We start from the raw sequence: 17,338 nt of genomic DNA on the forward strand, positions 1-17,338 counted from the left end.
GCATGGACGGCGGATGCCGCAGTTGTCCGCATTTGTGACTAATCTGGTAGATGCTGTCCGGATCCTCCGGCAGTTCGGTTTTCCCGTACGCAAGGAGATCACGATGAAGACCAAGAAAGCGATGCCGGCACTGTTGCTGGCGGCAAGCGTGCTGGCGGCGCCGTTTGCGATGGCGCAGGGTGGTGCCAAGTCCAAGCCGATGGCAGATCCCATGGCCGCCTCCGCGCCGGCGGCGCAGAACTCGCCTTATATGCAGGTGCAGCAGTGGAAGAAGGGTGACCGGCTGCCCACCGAGTTCAGGGACCGCCAGTATGTGGTCGACGACTACAAGCAATACAACCTGCCCGCGCCGCGCAAGGGCACGCGCTGGGTCGGGATTGGCGCCGAATACTACCTGGTGGCGCCCAACGGTGTGGTCCAGCAGGTCGGATCGGGGTCCTGACCCGGCCTGCAGCGGCGACGACCGCGGGAAAAATAAACAAAGCCGCCACGCCTGGGCGCGTGGCGGCTCTTCTTTGCGATGGGTGTCAGATACCCAGGATCTTTTTCGCTTCGAGCAGCGATTTCATCGATTCGTCATGCTTGCCGGCCTTGTGATAGGCCTCGCCGTCGGCGCGCAGCTTGGCAACCTTGGCGGAATTTTCCGGCGACAGCGCCGGCTTGGTCGACAGTTTGGCGTCGATCGCCTTCATCTCGTTGGGGCAGTTATGGGCCAGCGCCAGGCCGGGGGCGCCGGCCAGCAGCAGTGCCGTAAGGACAAGGACAGGTTTGCGCACGATGGCCTCCGCGAGGACGCTGTTGGGATTTCCAGCATAGTCCATCGCCGCGCCATGCTGCGCCTGGCCGTTTGCCGGTGCCGCGCATACCCCCCCACGAAGGGGTAAATGGCGATTATTCGTTTCTCCTTTGAACAGCCCGGAGCCATGCTATCCCATCCGCAAATCAACCGTTTGGGCGAGATATTGCCGGTATTTCCTGGCCGCACCGGCGCGCACGGATGCGGTTGTGTGGTGCTTGAATTCGCCCGCTCTGAATCGGGCCAGGTGCCCGCCGTGTTACCGCCAGGCGCGGCAACCCGGGTACTTTCATAATCATTATCCCGAGTCATCCGGGATTTCAAACGGGCGTTGACGCTATTAGGGCGGTGGCAGCTTTTCGCTGCTCCGGGAAACGCGCTTCATTAATGAAACAGCCCGTGCAAATGCACGATTTATCGGAATCGCCGCGATCTCTAGATTGAACTCACCCGGCACGGATCCGGGCATGCCATTCGTGAGAAACCGGGGGGCTTCCATCGTGCAACACATCGACCTGAAACTCGCGGCGATCCCGCTCGCCTGCCTCGCCATCCTGCTCGCAGGATGCGGTGGCGGCGGCGGCGATTCCGCGCCAGCCAGCGCCGCGCCATCCGCCAGCGCGGCCGGCCCGGCCGGCCCGGCCGGCGCGAACGGCAAGACCATCCTGTCCGGCGCCAATGCGCCCGCGGCGGACGCTGGCACGGACGGCGACTTCTACCTCAATGCCTCGACCTCGACGCTCTACGGACCCAAGGCTGACGGGGCCTGGCCTGCCGGCGTGTCGCTGGTCGGCCCGCAAGGCGTGGCCGGGGCGCCCGGCGCCGTGCTGCTGCACGGCGCGGCAGATCCCACCGCTGCCGATGGCAGCGAAGGCAGCTTCTACCTCAATACGGCCACCAATACGCTGTTCGGCCCGAAGACGGCCGAGGGCTGGCCGGCCGGGGTCTCCGTGGTTGGCCTGACTGGTCCGGTCGGGGCGCAAGGTCCGCAGGGCGAGAAGGGCGAAAAGGGCGACACCGGCGAAACTGGCGCCACCGGCCCCCAGGGCCAGCAAGGAGAGACAGGCGCCGGAGCGACGATCTACACCGCCAACTTCGCTGTGTACGACTCGCCGGATGGCAATGGCACCTATGTCATGACCGGCACCGCGCTGGACCGGCAAAGCAACGATCCGAATTTCGGCGCGGTGATGCCGGTGGGCTGCAGCGGCGGCCTGACCCTGAACGCGAGCCTGGCGGGCCCCGTGCCCGATGACGAGGTCAAGTACGCCCTGGTGGCATACCGTGTCGCCAGCGGCGCGGCGCTGGAAACGATCGCCCCGCTTGCCATCACCGACGCGTCCGCCTGCTCGCTCGGCGCCACCGTGCGGACCTGCTCGGCGCCGGCCACGACGGCGGTGGCGGCCAACGACATTGTCCAGGTGCAGGTCAGTGGCAACCGCAACTTCAAATGGGGCGGCGGGTTGTACGTCAACCTCTCCTGCAAGAGCAGCAGCTGATCCATGCGGCGGCCACCCGGCCGCCACCGACCCTCTGCCAGGGCTACGAGCACGGCCGCGCGCCAGCCGCACCCGCTCCCTGGTTTTCCTGCACGCCTTCCAGTGTTATTTTGGAGGGCGGCTTTTTTTTCCGCGTTGTTCCCGATCGTCACGGACACCGACCAGGCCTGCCGCTGCGCATGGAAACCTCCGCCGAACACTATTCGCTTGCCCTGCTGTGCGCCGCCGTCCTGACCGTGACCGTGGTCGGCATCCACTACGAGGCGCTGCGGCTGCTGTCAGCGATACACCCCCGGCGCTGGAGCGGGCGCATGAACATCGGCGTGCTGATCGTCTGCATCATCGTGGTCCATTGCCTGGAAGCGCTGGTGTTCGCGCTGGGTTTCTGGTTCGCCGACCAGGTGCTGGGCCTGGGCGGACTGACCGCGATGGGCGTTGCCGGCGTGTCCGGCGTCCACACGCAGCCAGGCGCGCTGGTCTACGCCTACTTTGCGCTGGAGACCTTCACCACGCAGAGCCTGGGCGACATCGTCCCGGTGGGCGCCAGCCGCCTGATCGCCAGCATCGAGCCTCTGGTCGGCCTGATCCTGATCGGCTGGTCCACCTCGTTCACCTATGTCATGATGCGCCGCGACTGGGAGCTCGAGCGCGACGAGGGCGGCGGGCGCCGCGCGCCCTAGCGGAATCTCCGCGCCACAGCTTGCTGTTGGCCGTATTGTCCTGTGGCCCAACCACGGGCCGCCCTCGGCGGCGGCCGGCAACGGAAGGAGGAAGACCGGACATGGCAAGACTGGTGATGATCCTGCTGGGCGTAGACTACCTGCGCACGCGCTGGCGCGGCCTGCTGCGGCTGGGCTGCCTGAGCGTGCTGCTGGGGCTGGCCATGTTTGTCGATGCGCTGGACAACGCCATCTATTTCCCGATGACGCCGTTCGCGGTGGTGTTGCTGCTGGAAGGGCTGGCAACGCTGGTGGTGGCGCGCACCGGCATCGGCGGGCAGCGCACGCTGCGGCAGGTCAAGGGCGTGTCGTTCTGCTTTGCCGCGGTGCTGATCCTGGCCGGCCATCATCACGGCAACTTCGTGCTGTCGATGATCTTCGGCACGCTGTTCCTGGCGGACGGGCTGCTGCAGGTCGTATCCGCCCGGGTGATACGGTTCCGCACCTGGCGCCTGGCGGTAGCCGTCGGCGTGTTCGAGATCGCGCTGGCCATCTTCTTCTACCAGCCGTACCCGACCCACTATGTCGGCACCGTGCCCTATTGCCTGGCCCTGGGGCTGATCTTCGGCGGCTGGAACATGCTGCTGCTGGCCTCACGCCTGCGCCGGCTGGACCGCAACCCCGGCATGGACGATGCCGACGCCGCACCGGCCGCTTCCGCCGCCGGCCCGGCAACCGATACGGCTGCTGCCGCAGATGCGCCCGACATGACCATCTGGGACGGTCCGCCCGGACCCGGCGAACACGCGCTGACCGTCCATGTCTGGACCCCGGTCGGGTCCGCCCGCGGCGAAGCGCGCCGCCAGCCGCTGGTCGACCGCTATATCGCCGCGGTGGACCGCGACGGCGTGATCTCCACCGGCCATGCCGCGCTGGAATCGCCCGAGGGCATCTATATCAGCCTGTACCCGGCCGAGGAGATCGACCGCTCGCCCGACGAATTCACCCGCATCCTGCGCGCCACCCGCGAAAACGACGTGGGCGGCAAGTTCCAGCCGGATTACCAGACCGAATCGCGCGCCTGGTGCCCGTCGACCGTGCAGGTGCGCATCCGCAACTATGACCCCGGGCGCCTGGGCCGCTTCTGGAACGCCTACCGCCAGAACACCACCTACAACCTGACCCACCGCAACTGTTCCAGCACCGTCTCGCACGCGCTGGAAGCGGCGCTGGAAGGCGCGTCGGCCCGGGTCTGGCGCGAGGCCAGGGGCTGGCGGCCGCTCTGGCGCCTGCTGACCACGCCGGAGTTGTGGGTGGCGGCACAGATCCGCAAGCGCGCCAAGACCATGGCCTGGACGCCCGGCCTGACGCTGGACTACGCGCGCGCGCTCAGCATGCTGGCCGATCCGCGGCCGTCCGGCTGGGCCAGCATGACCCGGCTGGCGCTGGGGCAGATGCGGCGCCGGCGCCAGGACTGGCGCGAGGCGGCGCGTACCCAGGCGGGCGCAGGTGGCATCGACGCCGCAAATGCCGGAAATGCCGGTAGTGTCAGACAGGCCGCGAACGATTAAGCTGGCAGCCTTTGCATAAATTCATCGAGCCACAGGAGAGAAGTCATGCCGAGCCAGCGAACCCTGACCCGCATTGCCGCCATCGCTGCCCTGGCGATGGCCTGCAGCGCGCATGCGCAGAGGCCGGACGGGGACAGCGCTGCCGCCGCCGCCATCAACGAAGCGGTGCAGCAGGGCACCACGCCCTACCGTCCCGACCCGGCCGCGACGCCGGGCAGCATCCAGTCGGACGAATGCCGCGCCCTGGCCGCGCAGATCGCCGAAGCGCCCAAGCGCGAATACCGTGCCACCCAGCCGGCCATCGAGACCGCGCAGGGCCGCATGATTCCGGAACTGGAGCGTGACCGGCCGAAGAAGTCGCTGCAGCAGGCGTACCGGGAGAAGTGCACGCAGTAGCGATGAGTGACTGGGGGCCACCTTCACTCGCGCCCCGCCACCACATACGCCCCGGTCCGGTGCAGCTCGCCCTCGGCCTGCTCCAGCGCACGGATCGCGCCCTTGCCCTTGCGCGCCAGCAGCTGCTCGACCAGGGCCTCGACCACGGCCACGCCGGCGGTGACTGACGGAAAGAACGACGGGCTTTCCACCGAGAACAGCAACGTGCAGTCCGCCGCCAGCGCGATCGGCGCGACCGTGCTGTCGGTCAGCGCGATCACCTTGCAGCCGCACTCGCGCGCGGCGGCGGCGACGCGGATGCTTTCCTGCGAGTAGGGGGCGAAGCTGACCACCAGCACCGCATCCTTGGGCGCCAGGCCGCGCAGCTCCATTTCCAGCGTGCCGGCATCGGCGCGGATCAGGTGCACCGTGCTGCGGAACAGCCGGTAGACATAATGGAAGGTGAACGCGATCGGAAAGCACGAGCGGAAACCCGCCACATGCACGCACGCCGCATGCGACAGCAGTTCCGCCGCTTGCTGCAGCGTCTTCTCGTTGTTGGCGGCAATCATGTCCAGGTTGTGGTGCTGCGCGTCCAGCATCTCGCCCAGCATGCGGCTGGAGCTGCTTTCACGCACCACCTTGCGCGCGCGGCGCGCGTACGGCTGGCTGCCGCCGCGCAGCGCATCGACGAACAATTCACGCAGCCCCTGCCAGCCCTCGAAGCCCAGATGCTGCGACAGCCGCACCAGGGTGGCAGGCTGCACCCCGGCACTGGCCGCGATCTTGCGCATCGACAGCACCGGCACGTCCTGCGGATGGTCGAGCAGGTAGCGCGCGCCGCCCTGGAACTGCGTGCTGAGCGTGGGGAAGTTGCTGCGCAGCAGCGCCAGCAGGGCGTCCAGGTCCTGCGGCGGCGCTTGCGGCGATGGGGTGGGGCTGTCGGGCGGCATGGGCATTCCAGATTCAGAGTTTGTAACGATTGTTGCACAGGTGCGCCCGGGCACGCATCGGGCCGGGTCGAACAGGGCGGGTCAGGGTTCCCCCTCACTGACGGATAACGTCTGCCATATGCCTTGGCTGTATGTCCTGAGCAGATCTCGTAACGCCACTGTCTGTTCGCTACAACGCCGGCCAGCCGGCATCATATTTTCCTTACCCACTTAACAGATCGTGACTTACACTCCGCGCCATAACCACCGGAATTCGGTCATCCGGAACATAATTGGTATCGGAGCGCGAGCATGGGACATAGAAGCCCGGCAGTGCGACACGGCGGGAGGGTCAACCCGTCGTTTCGGGTCATTGGGGAAGTTGGGGCAACCGGCAATCCGTGCCGGGGCTGGCGCCTGCGCGGCGCCAGGGCAGCGCATGGCTTCACGCTGATCGAGGTGATGATCACCGTGGCAGTCATTGCCATTCTTGCCGCCGTCGCCATTCCAAATTACAGCCGTCACGTCGTGCGCTCGCACCGGGCCGCAATCGAGTCCTTCATGCTGGAGGTCTCGGGCGCCCAGGAGCGCTACCTGGTCGACAACCGCGCCTACGCCGCCAATCTGGGCGCGCTGGGCATGTCGGTGCCGGCCGCGCAGGCAACGCGCTACGACGTCGCCGTGACGCCGAACGCGGCGCTGCCGCCCGGCTACAGCATCGTGGCCACGCCCAAGGGCAGCCAGCTCGCCGCCGACGCCGACTGCGGCTCGCTGACGCTGACCAGTGCCGGCGCAAAATCCGCGTCTGGTGCAGGCACCGACTGCTGGAACTGACCATGCGGCGCGCCACATTCCCGCCGTCTTTGCCCGGCCGGCCCAGCCGCCGCGGCTTCACCCTGGTCGAACTGCTGTGCGCCATGTCGGTGCTGGCGATCCTCGCGGTCGCGGCGGCGCCGTCGTTCTCGTCACTGATCGCCAACCAGCGCGTGCGCGGTGCCTCGCTTGACCTGACCTCGGCGCTGCTGCTGGCGCGCAGCGAGGCGGTCAAGCGCAATGCCACGGTCACGCTGGCAGCCACCGGTGCCGCCTGGACTGCCGGCTGGGCGGTCACCGCGGGCGCCGAGACGGTGCGCAGCTTCGGGCCCTATGGCGGCCTGACCATCACGCCCAGCGCTGCAGGGGCCCTGGTGCTTGGCAACGACGGCCGGCTCACGGGCGCGGCCATGACTTTCGAAGTGGCGCCCAACGGCGATACGGCAGCGACGTCGCGCGTCTGCGTGCAGGTCAGCGAGACTGGCCGCGTCGCCTCCGCCACGGGAGCCTGCTCATGAAGCAAAGAATTCCGCGGCCGCGGCCGCGCATGACTGGCCGCCGCACACAGGGCGGCTTCCTGCTGATCGAGGTGCTGGTGGCGGTGGTGATCCTGCTGGTCGCGCTGCTTGGCACCGCCGGGCTGGTGGCGCGCTCGGGGCAGACCGAGATGGAGTCCTACCAGCGCGTGCAGGCGCTGGCGCTGCTGCAGGACATGGTTGCGCGCCTCAACGCCAACCGCCAGGTGGCATCGTGCTATGCCAACGGCGCGACCGGCATGCAGCTGGGCAGCGCGGCCGCGCCGCCGGCGGCGTGCACGCAGGGCACCGCCGCGCAGAAGGCTACCGCCGATGCGGACCTGCAGGCCTGGAACACGGCGCTGCTGGGTAGTGCCGAGATGCGCCTGGGAGCCAGCGCCGCTGATGCCGCCCAGGCCGTCGGCGCCATGATCGGTGCGCGCGGCTGCATCGAGACCGTCGACGCCGTCAACAATATCTACCGCATCACCGTGGCCTGGCAGGGCCTGGCCACCACCGGCGCGCCCGCGCTGGGCTGCGGCAAGGGCCAGTACGGCAACGATGCCAATCGCCGCGCGGTCAGCACGCAGATCCGCATCGGCACCCTGGGAACCGTGTCATGAGCCCCCTGCGCCTGTCCGCGCGCCGCCTGCGCCGCCAGCGCGGCATCTCGCTGGTCGAGCTGATGATCGGCATCACCATCGGCCTGGTGCTGCTGACCGCGCTGGCGAGCCTGTACCTGGCCAACAGCCTGTCGCGCACCGAATTCACCAAGTCTGCCGAGCAGGTCGAGAACGGCCGCTACGCGCTGGAGCAGATCCGGCGCGAGGTGGAGCTGGCCGGGTTCTTCGGCGTCGGCAACATTGCACGCAGCACCAAGGCCGCGGATCCGGCGCTGTGCGCGACGGATTCCGCCGCCCTTGGCTTCTCGCCTACTGCCGAAACCGTGCCGGTGGCGCTGACCGGCTATGCGCCGGGCGTCGCGGCACCATGCCTGCCGGATCTGGCGCCGACTTCCGAGGTGCTGGTGATCCGGCGCGTGTCGACCACGGCGGTTGCCGCCCCGGCGCCGGGCGTGCCCTACCTGCAGGTATCGGCCTGTTCGCAGGACACGCAGTCCTTTGTCTTCGATGCCAGCGGCGCGGCGGCCTTCGGACTGCGCACCAAGGCCTGCGATCCGGCCCAGCCGGCCGAACTGCGCCGCGCCATGGTGCGCATCTTCTACCTGGCCGGCTGCGACCGCTGCAGCAACGGCGGCGACGGCATCCCCACGCTGAAGATGGCCGAACTGGTCAACGGTGCGTTCCAGTCGCGCTCGGTCGCGCAGGGGGTGCAGGACATGCATGTGCTGTACGGCGTCGACCAGGACAGCAACGGCTCGGCCGACTGCTACGTGTCCGACCCCCGCGCGAACAACAGCGCCGTCTGCACCGCCGTTCCCGGCTATGACTGGGGCGTGGTGCTCAACAACCTGGCCAATGTCACCACGGTGCGCGTGCACCTGCTGGCGCGCACGCTGAAGCCCTCGGGCGGGCATTCAGACAACCGCACCTATGACCTCGGCCGCGCGGCGGCCGCAGGCCCGTTCAATGACGGCTACAAGCGCCACGTATACGCGCAGGTGGCGCGGCTGGTCAATGTGGCCGGGCTGCGCGAACAATAACGCCATACCGATTCAACACAGCGAAGAGCGAGCAATGATGAAGTCAACGGGCAGGCCGCTGCGCCGCAGGCAATCCGGGGTCACGCTGGTGGTGACGCTGGTGTTCATGGTGCTGTTCCTGCTGATCGCCGTGGCCATGGTCAATTCCGGGCTGGTCAACGTCAAGGTGGCTGCCAACCAGCAGCACAGCGCCGAAGCGCGCGACGTGGCGCAGCAGGCGATCGAGCAGGTGATCAGCGACGACTTCACCAAGGCGCCGGTTGCGGTGGATGTGCCGGTGGACGTGACGGGTGACGGCAAGGCGGATTACATCGCGCAGGTGGCGGCACCGACCTGCGTGACCAGCAAGCCAGTGGCCAAGGTGATCGATCCGGAAAAGCACCCGGAGGATGCCGAATGCACGCTGGGCAGCAGCACCGGCAATGGCAACCTGGTCATGGGCGCAAGCGGTGTCAGTGCGATCAGTTCGCTTTGCAACGATACGCAGTGGGATGTGGCAGCCACCGTCAATGACGTCAATACAACCGGCGCCGTCGCGACGGTGCACCAGGGCGTGGCGGTGCGCACGCTCTATGGCTCCACTTGCCCCTGAAGTCTCGGGCCAGATCCGGATCTTGAAAGGAAGAACCAGCATGTCCATGCCCGCTCGCCGGCTTCGCGCTTCCGCCGCCTGTGCCACAGCCCTGCTCGGGCTGGCTGCCGCGCCCGCGGCGATAGCCGAAGACATCGACCTGTTCACCGGCCTGCAGGCCAACTCCGGGTCGCGTCCCAACGTGCTGCTGATACTCGACAACGCATCGGCGTGGAATGCCAATGCCCAGGTCGATTGCGAAACGCAGAACGTGGTGAGCGCCAACAACGATAACACCAACGTTGGCGCCGAGCAGTGCGCGCTGTACAAGGCGGTGTCGGACCTGATCAATGATGACAAGACGAACGGCAAGATCAACCTTGGCGTGATGATGTTCGGGCAGGGCACCAATACGGGTGGCCAGTTCCGCTTCCCGAAGGTGACGCCGCCCACCGCGCCGTCCGGGCTGGTGCTGATGGAGAAAGGTGCGGGCGGACAGGACATGCTCGACTACATCAAGACTATCGACCGTACCAAGGACAGTGCCAACAACTCGCAGGTCGGCGGCGCCATGCAGGAGGCATGGGCCTTCTTCTCCGGCAAGACGGGATTGTCCGGCACCACATACAAGTCGCCGATCACCAACCCGTGCCAGAAGAACTTCATCATCTACATCGCCAACGCGCTCAACAACGGCAAGCCGCAGGACTCCGGCCAGGATGCCTACAACAAGCTCAAGGAGGCGGGCGCCACCACCGCGCAGCTCACTCCGATCCCGCTGCCCAGGGGCAACAACATCGACAACTGGGGCGATGAGTGGTCGCGCTTCCTGAACGACCTGGACCTGAACGCCGCCAACAACGCGGGCTCGACCACGGCGACGCGCCAGAACATCATTACCTACACCATCGGCGTCACTGACGGTAGCCAGCAAAGCCAGGACTACCTGCAGTTCGTCACCAGCATGGCCCAGAAGGGCGGGGGCGGCAACTTTACAGTCCGGGCCGGAGATGACGACGCGCTTTCGAAGGCGCTGAAGGACATCTTCAACGAGATGCAGGCGGTCAACAACGTGTTTGCCTCGGTCAGCCTGCCGGTCAGCGTGAACGGGCAGGGTTCGTACCTGAACCAGGTCTATATCGGCATGTTCCGCCCGGACGGCAAGGCCCGTCCGCGCTGGGTGGGCAACCTCAAACAGTACAAGCTGGGCTATGACAGCAACGGCAATCTGGTGATGCTCGACGCCGGGGTGCAAGGCGCGATCGACCAGCCCCCGAAGAATGCGGTTAGCAACGCGGGGACCGGGTTTATATCGCCCAATGCCCGCAGCTACTGGACCGAGGATCCGCCGAAGGCGGTGGGCAGCTCCAGCATCGTGACGGACTGGCCCTCGGACGGGTTCTGGAAGAATGCCTCGTCGCTGCTGCGCATTGCCAAGGATTCACCCGACGGCGAGGTCGTCGAGAAGGGCGGCGCCGGAGAAATGCTGCGCGCAGACTACCTGACCAGTCAGGCCGGGCGCCGGCTGCTGACCTGCGCCGACGCGAAATGCAGCAAGGGGACCGCGCTGGCGAATTTCGATACCGCCAACAAGGCCCTCACCGAGGGCAACGGTCCGTCGCTGCTGAAGACCGCTGCCGCGGATGTGGCCAATATGATCAACTGGGTGCGCGGCAAGGACGTCTTCGCCACGCTGACCGGCACCGACCCCAAGAAAGAGGCGGAGCCCGGCCCCGGCGGCAACGTCACGGTGCGCGGCTCGATCCACGGCGACGTGCTGCATTCGCGCCCGGTGGTGGTCGACTACGGCGGCACCACTGGCGTAGTGGTCTTCTACGGTGCCAATGACGGTGTGTTCCATGCCGTCAACGGTAACCGCACTGCAGCCATTTCCACCACTGCGGGCACGGTGCGCGCGGGCGGTGAACTGTGGGGCTTCATCGCTCCCGAGTTCTACGGCAAGCTGGCGCGGATCTATAGCAACGCGCCCGAGGTGCGGCTGACGGGCAGCCCGCAGGACACCGCCGAGGTCCAGTTTGCTCCACGCGACTATTTCTTCGACGGCACCACCACGGTCTACCAGGACCTGAGCACCCCGGCCACGCCGCAGGTAAAGATCTACCTGACCGCACGGCGCGGCGGTCGCCTGATTTATGCATTGGACGTCAAGGATCCGGCAAAGCCGGAGTACCTTTGGAGCAAGACCAACGCCGACATCCCTGAACTGGGGCAGACCTGGTCGCAGCCGCGGGTGATGCGCGTGCGCGGCTACCCGACGCCTGTGCTGATCATGGGTGCGGGCTACGACCCCGACGGCGAGGATACCGACCCCGCGCTCAATGGCATCGCCACGGCGACGAACAAGCAAGGCCGCGGCGTGATCGTGCTCGACGCCGGGACGGGCAATGTGGTCTGGGCAGCCCTGGCCAATTGCGCTGGCATCAGCACGGGCACCTGCGTCACCATCAACAGCCGCGCGATTCCTTCCGACGTTGCCGTGGTGGACCGCAATGGTGATGGCTATGCCGAAAAGGCTTATGTCGGCGACGTCGGCGGCAATGTCTGGCGTATCGACTTCGGATCGACGGATACGGATACTCCGTCGACGTGGACGGTCGGCAAGCTCGCGCAATTGGGCGGCGCAGTGGACACCAACGATGCGCGCAAGTTTCTCTATCCGCCCGATGTCGTCGCCACCGGCAAGTACGACGCTGTGATGATCGCCTCGGGCGACCGCGAAAAGCCGCTGTACTCGCTGAGCCAGACCCCTGGCGCGGCGCAGAACGTGCAGAACCGCTTCTTCATGGTCAAGGACCCGAACGTCGACGGGAAGCTGCCTTCGACCTGGACGGCGGTCAAGGCGGCCGATCTTGTCGACGCGACCAACGTGGCCTACCGCGATTCGGCGGTGGCGAGCGGCTTCTACTTGTCGCTGGAATTCGGCGAGAAGGCGGTCAATGCGCCGCTGACCGTGGCGGGCTATACGTACTTCGGCACCAACACGCCTTCCAAGGTCGAGCCCGGAGCCTGCTATCCCGACCTGGGCGTTGCGCGGGGCTACGCGGTGTCATTCCTGACCGGGCTTGGCATGAACAACGGGCCGCGGTTCGTCAGGTTCGACAACGGCGGGCTGCCGCCGTCGCCGGTGTTCGGCATGGTGTCGGTCACGCAGACCGACGGATCGACCCGGCTGGTCCCGGTGCTGATCGGGGGCGGCAAGGCTGGTGCCTCGGGCGGCGACGACAAGTCATCGCTGGGCGGCCAGGAGGTGAAGCCCGCCAGCACCGGCAAGCGCAAGCGCACCTACTGGCACACGCAGAGCGACAAGACCTAGCCAGCCGCCATCACCGCGGCACTGCCGCCACAGCGCCGCCTTCCTCCTCCCACCACCCACCCCCCAACGCCTGCAGCAGCGCCGCCGAATCCGCCAGCCGGTCGGCGCGCGCCTGCGCCAGTTCCAGCGACGCCTGGCGCGACTGCCGTTCGGCATCCAGCACCGTCAGCTGGCTGACGCCGCCGAGCCGGTACTGCTCCGACACCACCGCCAGCGTATCGCGCGCCTGCCGCGCGCTGTCGGCGCGTTCGCGCAGCGCGGCGGCATCGGTTTCGAGTGCGCGCAGCGAATCGGCCACGTTCTGCAGGCCCTGCAGCACGGCTTGCCGATACGCGGCCAGCGACTGCTCATAAGCCGCTTCCGCCGCGCGTTTGCGCGCCTGCAGCTCGCCGCCGCGGAATACGGGCTGCACCAGCCCCGCGGCCAGGCTCCATACGTTCAGGCTGCTGAACAGGTCGCGCGCCGCGGTGGCTTGCGTGCCGCCGCTGGCGCTCAGCGTGATCTGCGGATAGAGGTTGGCCGTAGCCACGCCGATATTGGCCGAGGCCTGGTGCAGCAGGGCCTCGGCCGCGCGTATATCGGGACGGCGGCGTGCCAGCGTGGCCGGCAGGCTGACCGGCAGCGTGTCGGGCAGGTGCAGGTCGTCGAGACGGAACTCGGGCAGTGTGGCCGAGGCCGGGGTCTGGCCCGTGTACACCGCGAGCTGGTGCCGCGTGGCATCGAGCTGGCGTTGCAGGGCCGGAACCAGGGTCTGGGTTTGCGCAAGCTCCGCGCGCTGGCGCTGCACGTCGACGCGCGCGACGCCGCCCGCGCGCAGGCGTTCCTCGGTGATGCCAAGCTGGCGCTGCTGGGCCGCCGCCACGGCGGCGGTATCGGCCAGTTGCGCGCGCAGGCCGGCTTCGCGGATGGCCGCGGTGGCCACGTTGGCGGCCAGCGCCAGGCGCGCGGCTTCCAGTTCATAGCGCTGGTAGTCCACCGCTGCCTGCAGTCCTTCCAGTTCGCGCCGCTGGCCGCCGAACAGGTCGAGCACGTACGACACCTGCACCGTGGCGCCGTAAAGCGTGAACGGGCCCGGGCTGGGGATCGCGGTGATGCCCAGGGACTGGAAGTCGACCTGCTGGCGCGTGGTGTTCAGTTTTGCGTCGACGGCGGGCCAGCGCGTCGCGCCGGTGCGCGCGGCCAGGTTCTCCTGCGCCTCGCGCAGCCGGGCGCGCGCCTGCGCCAGCGTCGGGCTGGCATCCAGCGCGCCGCGGATGGTGGCGTCCAGTGCCGGGCTGCGGAACAGTGTCCACCACTGCGCGGGCACGTCGGCGCCGGCGGCCAGGGTTTGCGCGTGGGATTGCCCGCCCGCGTCCGCGGCGTCGGCCGCGACGGTTGCCACCGGCTGCGGGCCCGGCACGTAGCCGGCGTCGTCCGGCGGTGCGGGCGCGCGGAAGTCGGGGCCTACGGCGCAGCCGCACAACAGTGCCGCGGCGGCAAACAGAGGCGTGAGTCGTTGCATGGCCAACCCCTTCAGTCCAGCGTGCGGCGGTAGAAGCGCACCGCAATCGTCATCACCACCACGATGAACAGCGCCATCGGCCACACATTGGGCCATAGCTCGACCCAGCCGTTGCCCTTGAGCAGGATGCCGCGCACCATGCGGTGGAAATACGTCATCGGCAGGATGTTGCCAATGGCCTGCGCCCAGCCCGGCATGCCGGCGAACGGGAACATGAAGCCGGACAGCAGGATGTTGGGCAGGAAGTAGAAGAATGTCAGCTGCATCGCCTGCAGCTGGTTCTGCGCCAGCGACGACAGCGTGATGCCCACCGTCAGGTTGGCCGCGATAAACAGCAGCGCCGCCAGGTACACCGCCAGCACCGAGCCAACGAACGGCACGCTGAAGATCCAGCGCGCGGCCAGCAGCACGATGGTCGCCTGGATCAGGCCGATGAAGATATAGGGCACGATCTTGCCGGTCATCACCTCGAGCGGCCGCACCGGCGTGGCCAGCAGGTTCTCCATGGTGCCGCGCTCGCGTTCGCGCGTCATGGCCAGGCCGGTCATCATCACCATGGTCATCGTCAGGATCACGCCCATCAGGCCGGGAATGATGTTGTATTGCGTGATGCCTTCCGGGTTGTAGAGCCGCTGCACCTGCACGTCGAAGGGCGGCTTGCCGCCGGCCAGCGGCGCCAGCGATCCGTTCAGGTCATGCGCGGCTACGCGGTAAGGCAGCTGCGGCAGCGCGGCGATGGCCTGGCCGGTGGCGGAGGGATCGGTGGCATCGGCCTCGACCAGCAGGGCGGGCCGTTCGCCGCGCAGCAGACGGCGCGTGAAGTCGGGCGGGATGGTCAGCACGAACTGCACCTCGCCCTTCATCAGCGCCTCGCGCCCGGCCTGTTCGTCCGGCAGCGTGCCGACCAGTTTGAAATACGTCGATTGCTCCATGCTGGCGATAAAGGAACGCGTGAATTCGCTCTGGTCGGCGGCAATCACTGCGGTCGGCAGGTGGCGCGGATCGGTGTTGATGGCAAAGCCGAACAGCAGCAGCTGCATGATCGGCAGCCCGATGATCATGCCGAAGGTGACGCGGTCGCGCCGCAGCTGCAGAAATTCCTTGAGCACGATGCTCCACCAGCGTTGCAACGAGAAGCGCTGTTGCGCGGCCGGCTTGCGGGCGGCGGCTGTCATGACGCCTCCCTGGCCTTGCGGACAGCCATATTGTCTTCGGCCCCGCTCATCATGTGGATGAACACGTCTTCCAGGCTGGTCTGGGTCTGCTCGACGCGCCGGCCCGGTCCCGCCAGCCGCGCAAGCGTATCGGCCAGCGCCTGCGCATCGCGCCCGGTCACATGCAGCGCGGTGCCGAAGGCCACGGTCTGCCCCACGCCCGGCGCACCCTGCAACTGCTCGGACAGCGCGGCGAGGTCGTCGCCTTCCACGCTCCAGGTCGACAGCTTCTGGCTGGCCACCACTTCATCGGCGGTGCCCTGCGCCAGCAGCTTGCCGTAGGCGATATAGGCCAGCTTGTGGCAGCGCTCGGCCTCGTCCATGTAGTGCGTGCTGACCAGCACCGAGATGCCGCGCGCGGCCAGCTGGTGCAGCTGCTCCCAGAAGTCGCGCCGGGCCTTGGGGTCCACGCCCGCGGTGGGTTCGTCGAGCAGCAGCAGCTCGGGCTCGTGCAGCAGGCACGCCGCCAGCGCCAGCCGCTGCTTCCAGCCGCCAGACAGCGCGCCGGCCAGCTGCGCCGAGCGCGTGGCCAGGCCCAGGTCTTCCAGCGCGCGGTCGACCGCCTCGCGCCGGTTCGGCATGCCGTAGACGCGCGCGACAAAGTCCAGGTTCTCGCGGATCGACAGGTCGTCCCAGTAGGAGAACTTCTGCGTCATATAGCCGACGCGGCGCTTGATCTCGTCGGACTCGCTGCGGATGTCGTAGCCCAGGCAGGTGCCCTCGCCGGAATCGGGCGTCAGCAGCCCGCACATCATGCGGATCGAGGTGGTCTTGCCGCTGCCGTTGGGGCCGAGGAAGCCGAAGATCTCGCCGCGCGCGACCTGCATGCTGAGGTCGTTGACCACGTGCTTGTCGCCGAAGTGCTTGTTCAGGCCGCGCACGTCGATGGCGAGTTCGCTTGCGCTGCCGTTGATTGTCGTGTTCATTGCCGCACCACTTCAACGGGCTGGCCCGGCCGCAGCCTGGGCGCATCGGCCGCCGCCGGGCGCGCTTCGACCAGGAACACCAGCTTGCGCCGCGTCTCGTTGCTGTAAATCACCGGCGGCGTGTATTCGGCCTCGTTGGCGACGTAGCTGATGGTGGCCGCCACCGGCGCGGCGCAGCCGTCGCAGCGCACCTGCACCGCCTGGCCGTTGCGCAGCGCGCCCACCACGGTCTCCGGCACATAGAAGCGCACCTTGACGTTGCCCGGCGGCAGCATGCGCACCACCGGGCTGCCCGCCGGCACCCATTCGCCGAGGCGGTAGGGCGTGTCGTAGACCAGCCCCGCCTGGGTCGCGGCAACGGTCTTGCGCGACAGCTTCCACTCGGCCTGCGCCAGCGCCGCGCGCGCGGCGGCCACCTGCGCGGCCTGCGCGGCTTGCTGCGCATCCCGGCCCGGCAGCCGGGCCACGTCGATATCGCGCTGCAGTTCGCGCACACGTGCGGCGTCGCTGCTGGCTTGCGCGCGCGATTCGTCCAGCTGCGCTTGCGCGATGCCGCCGATCTCATACTGGCGCTGGTCGCGCCGCAAGGCCGCGGCACTGCGCTGCGCCTGGGCCTGTGCCTGCGCCAGCTGGGCGCGGCTGACCTCGACTTCGACCGGGCGCTTGCCGGTCTTCAGGTCTTGCAGCTGTGCCTCGGCCGCGCGCAGCTGGTCTTCGGCCTGCTGGCGCGCGGCGCGCTCGTCGTCGGATTCGAGGGCAAACAGCGCGGCGCCCTGGCCGACCTGCTGGCCGCGCTGCACCGACAGCGTGTCGAGGCGCCCGGCGAACGGCGAGGCCACGCTGACGAATTCGCCTTCGACATAGCCTTGCCAGGTGTCGGCGCGCTCACGGCTGCAAGCGGCGACCAGCAGCACCGCCGCGAACACGGCAAGCACCGCTGCCGGCAGTTGCGGGCTGGTGGGGAGGGCG

The 17,338-nt window shown here is 67.9% G+C and carries 17 protein-coding genes; 11 read left to right on the forward strand and 6 right to left on the reverse strand.

What is annotated here, in order from left to right; all coding sequences use genetic code 11:
• The first annotated feature begins 103 nt into the window (after positions 1-103).
• Positions 104-442, forward strand: a complete 339-nt coding sequence (locus AC3WON_RS19765) for an RcnB family protein (RefSeq protein ID WP_492352539.1) — start codon at positions 104-106, stop codon at positions 440-442.
• A gap of 85 nt (positions 443-527) precedes the next feature.
• Here AC3WON_RS19765 and AC3WON_RS19770 read toward each other — a convergent pair whose 3' ends face one another.
• Positions 528-776: a PA2433 domain-containing protein gene (locus AC3WON_RS19770; RefSeq protein ID WP_492318996.1), complete on the reverse strand. Its 249-nt coding sequence runs from the start codon at positions 774-776 to the stop codon at positions 528-530.
• 487 nt (positions 777-1,263) lie between these two features.
• Between AC3WON_RS19770 and AC3WON_RS19775 the strand changes: the two genes are divergently transcribed.
• The 4 genes from AC3WON_RS19775 to AC3WON_RS19790 all read left to right on the forward strand — a co-directional run bounded on the left by AC3WON_RS19775 (position 1,264) and on the right by AC3WON_RS19790 (position 4,921).
• On the forward strand, positions 1,264-2,295 hold the full coding sequence (locus tag AC3WON_RS19775) for a collagen-like protein (RefSeq protein ID WP_492352540.1): 1,032 nt from the start codon (positions 1,264-1,266) through the stop codon (positions 2,293-2,295).
• Between the two features lie 179 nt (positions 2,296-2,474).
• Positions 2,475-2,975: a potassium transporter Kef gene (locus AC3WON_RS19780; RefSeq protein WP_010814410.1), complete on the forward strand. Its 501-nt coding sequence runs from the start codon at positions 2,475-2,477 to the stop codon at positions 2,973-2,975.
• 101 nt (positions 2,976-3,076) lie between these two features.
• Positions 3,077-4,525 (forward strand): HdeD family acid-resistance protein, encoded by a 1,449-nt coding sequence (locus AC3WON_RS19785; protein WP_492352541.1) that lies wholly within the window; start codon positions 3,077-3,079, stop codon positions 4,523-4,525.
• 45 nt (positions 4,526-4,570) lie between these two features.
• Complete coding sequence (locus AC3WON_RS19790; RefSeq protein WP_035822695.1) at positions 4,571-4,921, forward strand: hypothetical protein; 351 nt, start codon at positions 4,571-4,573, stop codon at positions 4,919-4,921.
• A 23-nt stretch (positions 4,922-4,944) separates the two neighbouring features.
• Here AC3WON_RS19790 and AC3WON_RS19795 read toward each other — a convergent pair whose 3' ends face one another.
• Complete coding sequence (locus AC3WON_RS19795) at positions 4,945-5,853, reverse strand: MurR/RpiR family transcriptional regulator (protein WP_010814413.1); 909 nt, start codon at positions 5,851-5,853, stop codon at positions 4,945-4,947.
• A gap of 291 nt (positions 5,854-6,144) precedes the next feature.
• On the opposite strand from AC3WON_RS19795, the gene AC3WON_RS19800 reads away from it, so the two are divergent.
• The 6 genes from AC3WON_RS19800 to AC3WON_RS19825 are packed head-to-tail and all read left to right on the forward strand — an operon-like array spanning position 6,145 to position 12,728.
• A complete protein-coding gene (locus AC3WON_RS19800) occupies positions 6,145-6,666 on the forward strand; it encodes a type IV pilin protein (RefSeq protein ID WP_492319000.1) in 522 nt (173 codons plus the stop codon).
• Positions 6,667-6,668: 2 nt separating this feature from the next.
• Positions 6,669-7,163: a GspH/FimT family pseudopilin gene (locus AC3WON_RS19805; RefSeq protein WP_492319001.1), complete on the forward strand. Its 495-nt coding sequence runs from the start codon at positions 6,669-6,671 to the stop codon at positions 7,161-7,163.
• Complete coding sequence (gene pilV, locus AC3WON_RS19810; RefSeq protein ID WP_492319002.1) at positions 7,160-7,783, forward strand: type IV pilus modification protein PilV; 624 nt, start codon at positions 7,160-7,162, stop codon at positions 7,781-7,783. Before AC3WON_RS19805 ends, pilV begins: the two co-directional genes overlap by 4 nt.
• Positions 7,780-8,823, forward strand: coding sequence for a PilW family protein (locus tag AC3WON_RS19815; RefSeq protein ID WP_492352542.1), 1,044 nt, complete (start codon positions 7,780-7,782; stop codon positions 8,821-8,823). Before pilV ends, AC3WON_RS19815 begins: the two co-directional genes overlap by 4 nt.
• A 34-nt stretch (positions 8,824-8,857) precedes the next feature.
• Positions 8,858-9,415, forward strand: coding sequence for a pilus assembly protein (locus AC3WON_RS19820; protein ID WP_492319004.1), 558 nt, complete (start codon positions 8,858-8,860; stop codon positions 9,413-9,415).
• Between the two features lie 40 nt (positions 9,416-9,455).
• Positions 9,456-12,728, forward strand: coding sequence for a pilus assembly protein (locus AC3WON_RS19825; RefSeq protein ID WP_492352543.1), 3,273 nt, complete (start codon positions 9,456-9,458; stop codon positions 12,726-12,728).
• A 10-nt stretch (positions 12,729-12,738) separates the two neighbouring features.
• On the opposite strand, the gene AC3WON_RS19830 is transcribed toward AC3WON_RS19825, so the two are convergent.
• From AC3WON_RS19830 to AC3WON_RS19845, 4 genes are read right to left on the reverse strand one after another with little or no spacing between them, the layout of a single operon-like run.
• Entirely contained in the window at positions 12,739-14,229 is a 1,491-nt protein-coding gene (locus tag AC3WON_RS19830; RefSeq protein ID WP_492352544.1) for an efflux transporter outer membrane subunit, read from the reverse strand.
• Positions 14,230-14,240: 11 nt separating this feature from the next.
• Complete coding sequence (locus tag AC3WON_RS19835; RefSeq protein ID WP_492352545.1) at positions 14,241-15,404, reverse strand: ABC transporter permease; 1,164 nt, start codon at positions 15,402-15,404, stop codon at positions 14,241-14,243.
• Positions 15,401-16,369 carry an ABC transporter ATP-binding protein gene (locus AC3WON_RS19840; RefSeq protein WP_492352546.1) on the reverse strand — a complete coding sequence of 323 codons (969 nt, stop codon included), beginning with the start codon at positions 16,367-16,369 and terminating at the stop codon, positions 15,401-15,403. Before AC3WON_RS19840 ends, AC3WON_RS19835 begins: the two co-directional genes overlap by 4 nt.
• Complete coding sequence (locus AC3WON_RS19845) at positions 16,366-17,304, reverse strand: HlyD family secretion protein (RefSeq protein WP_492352547.1); 939 nt, start codon at positions 17,302-17,304, stop codon at positions 16,366-16,368. Before AC3WON_RS19845 ends, AC3WON_RS19840 begins: the two co-directional genes overlap by 4 nt.
• Positions 17,305-17,338 lie beyond the last annotated feature (34 nt).

The sequence above is a fragment of the Cupriavidus sp. FW305-46 genome (assembly GCF_058787075.1).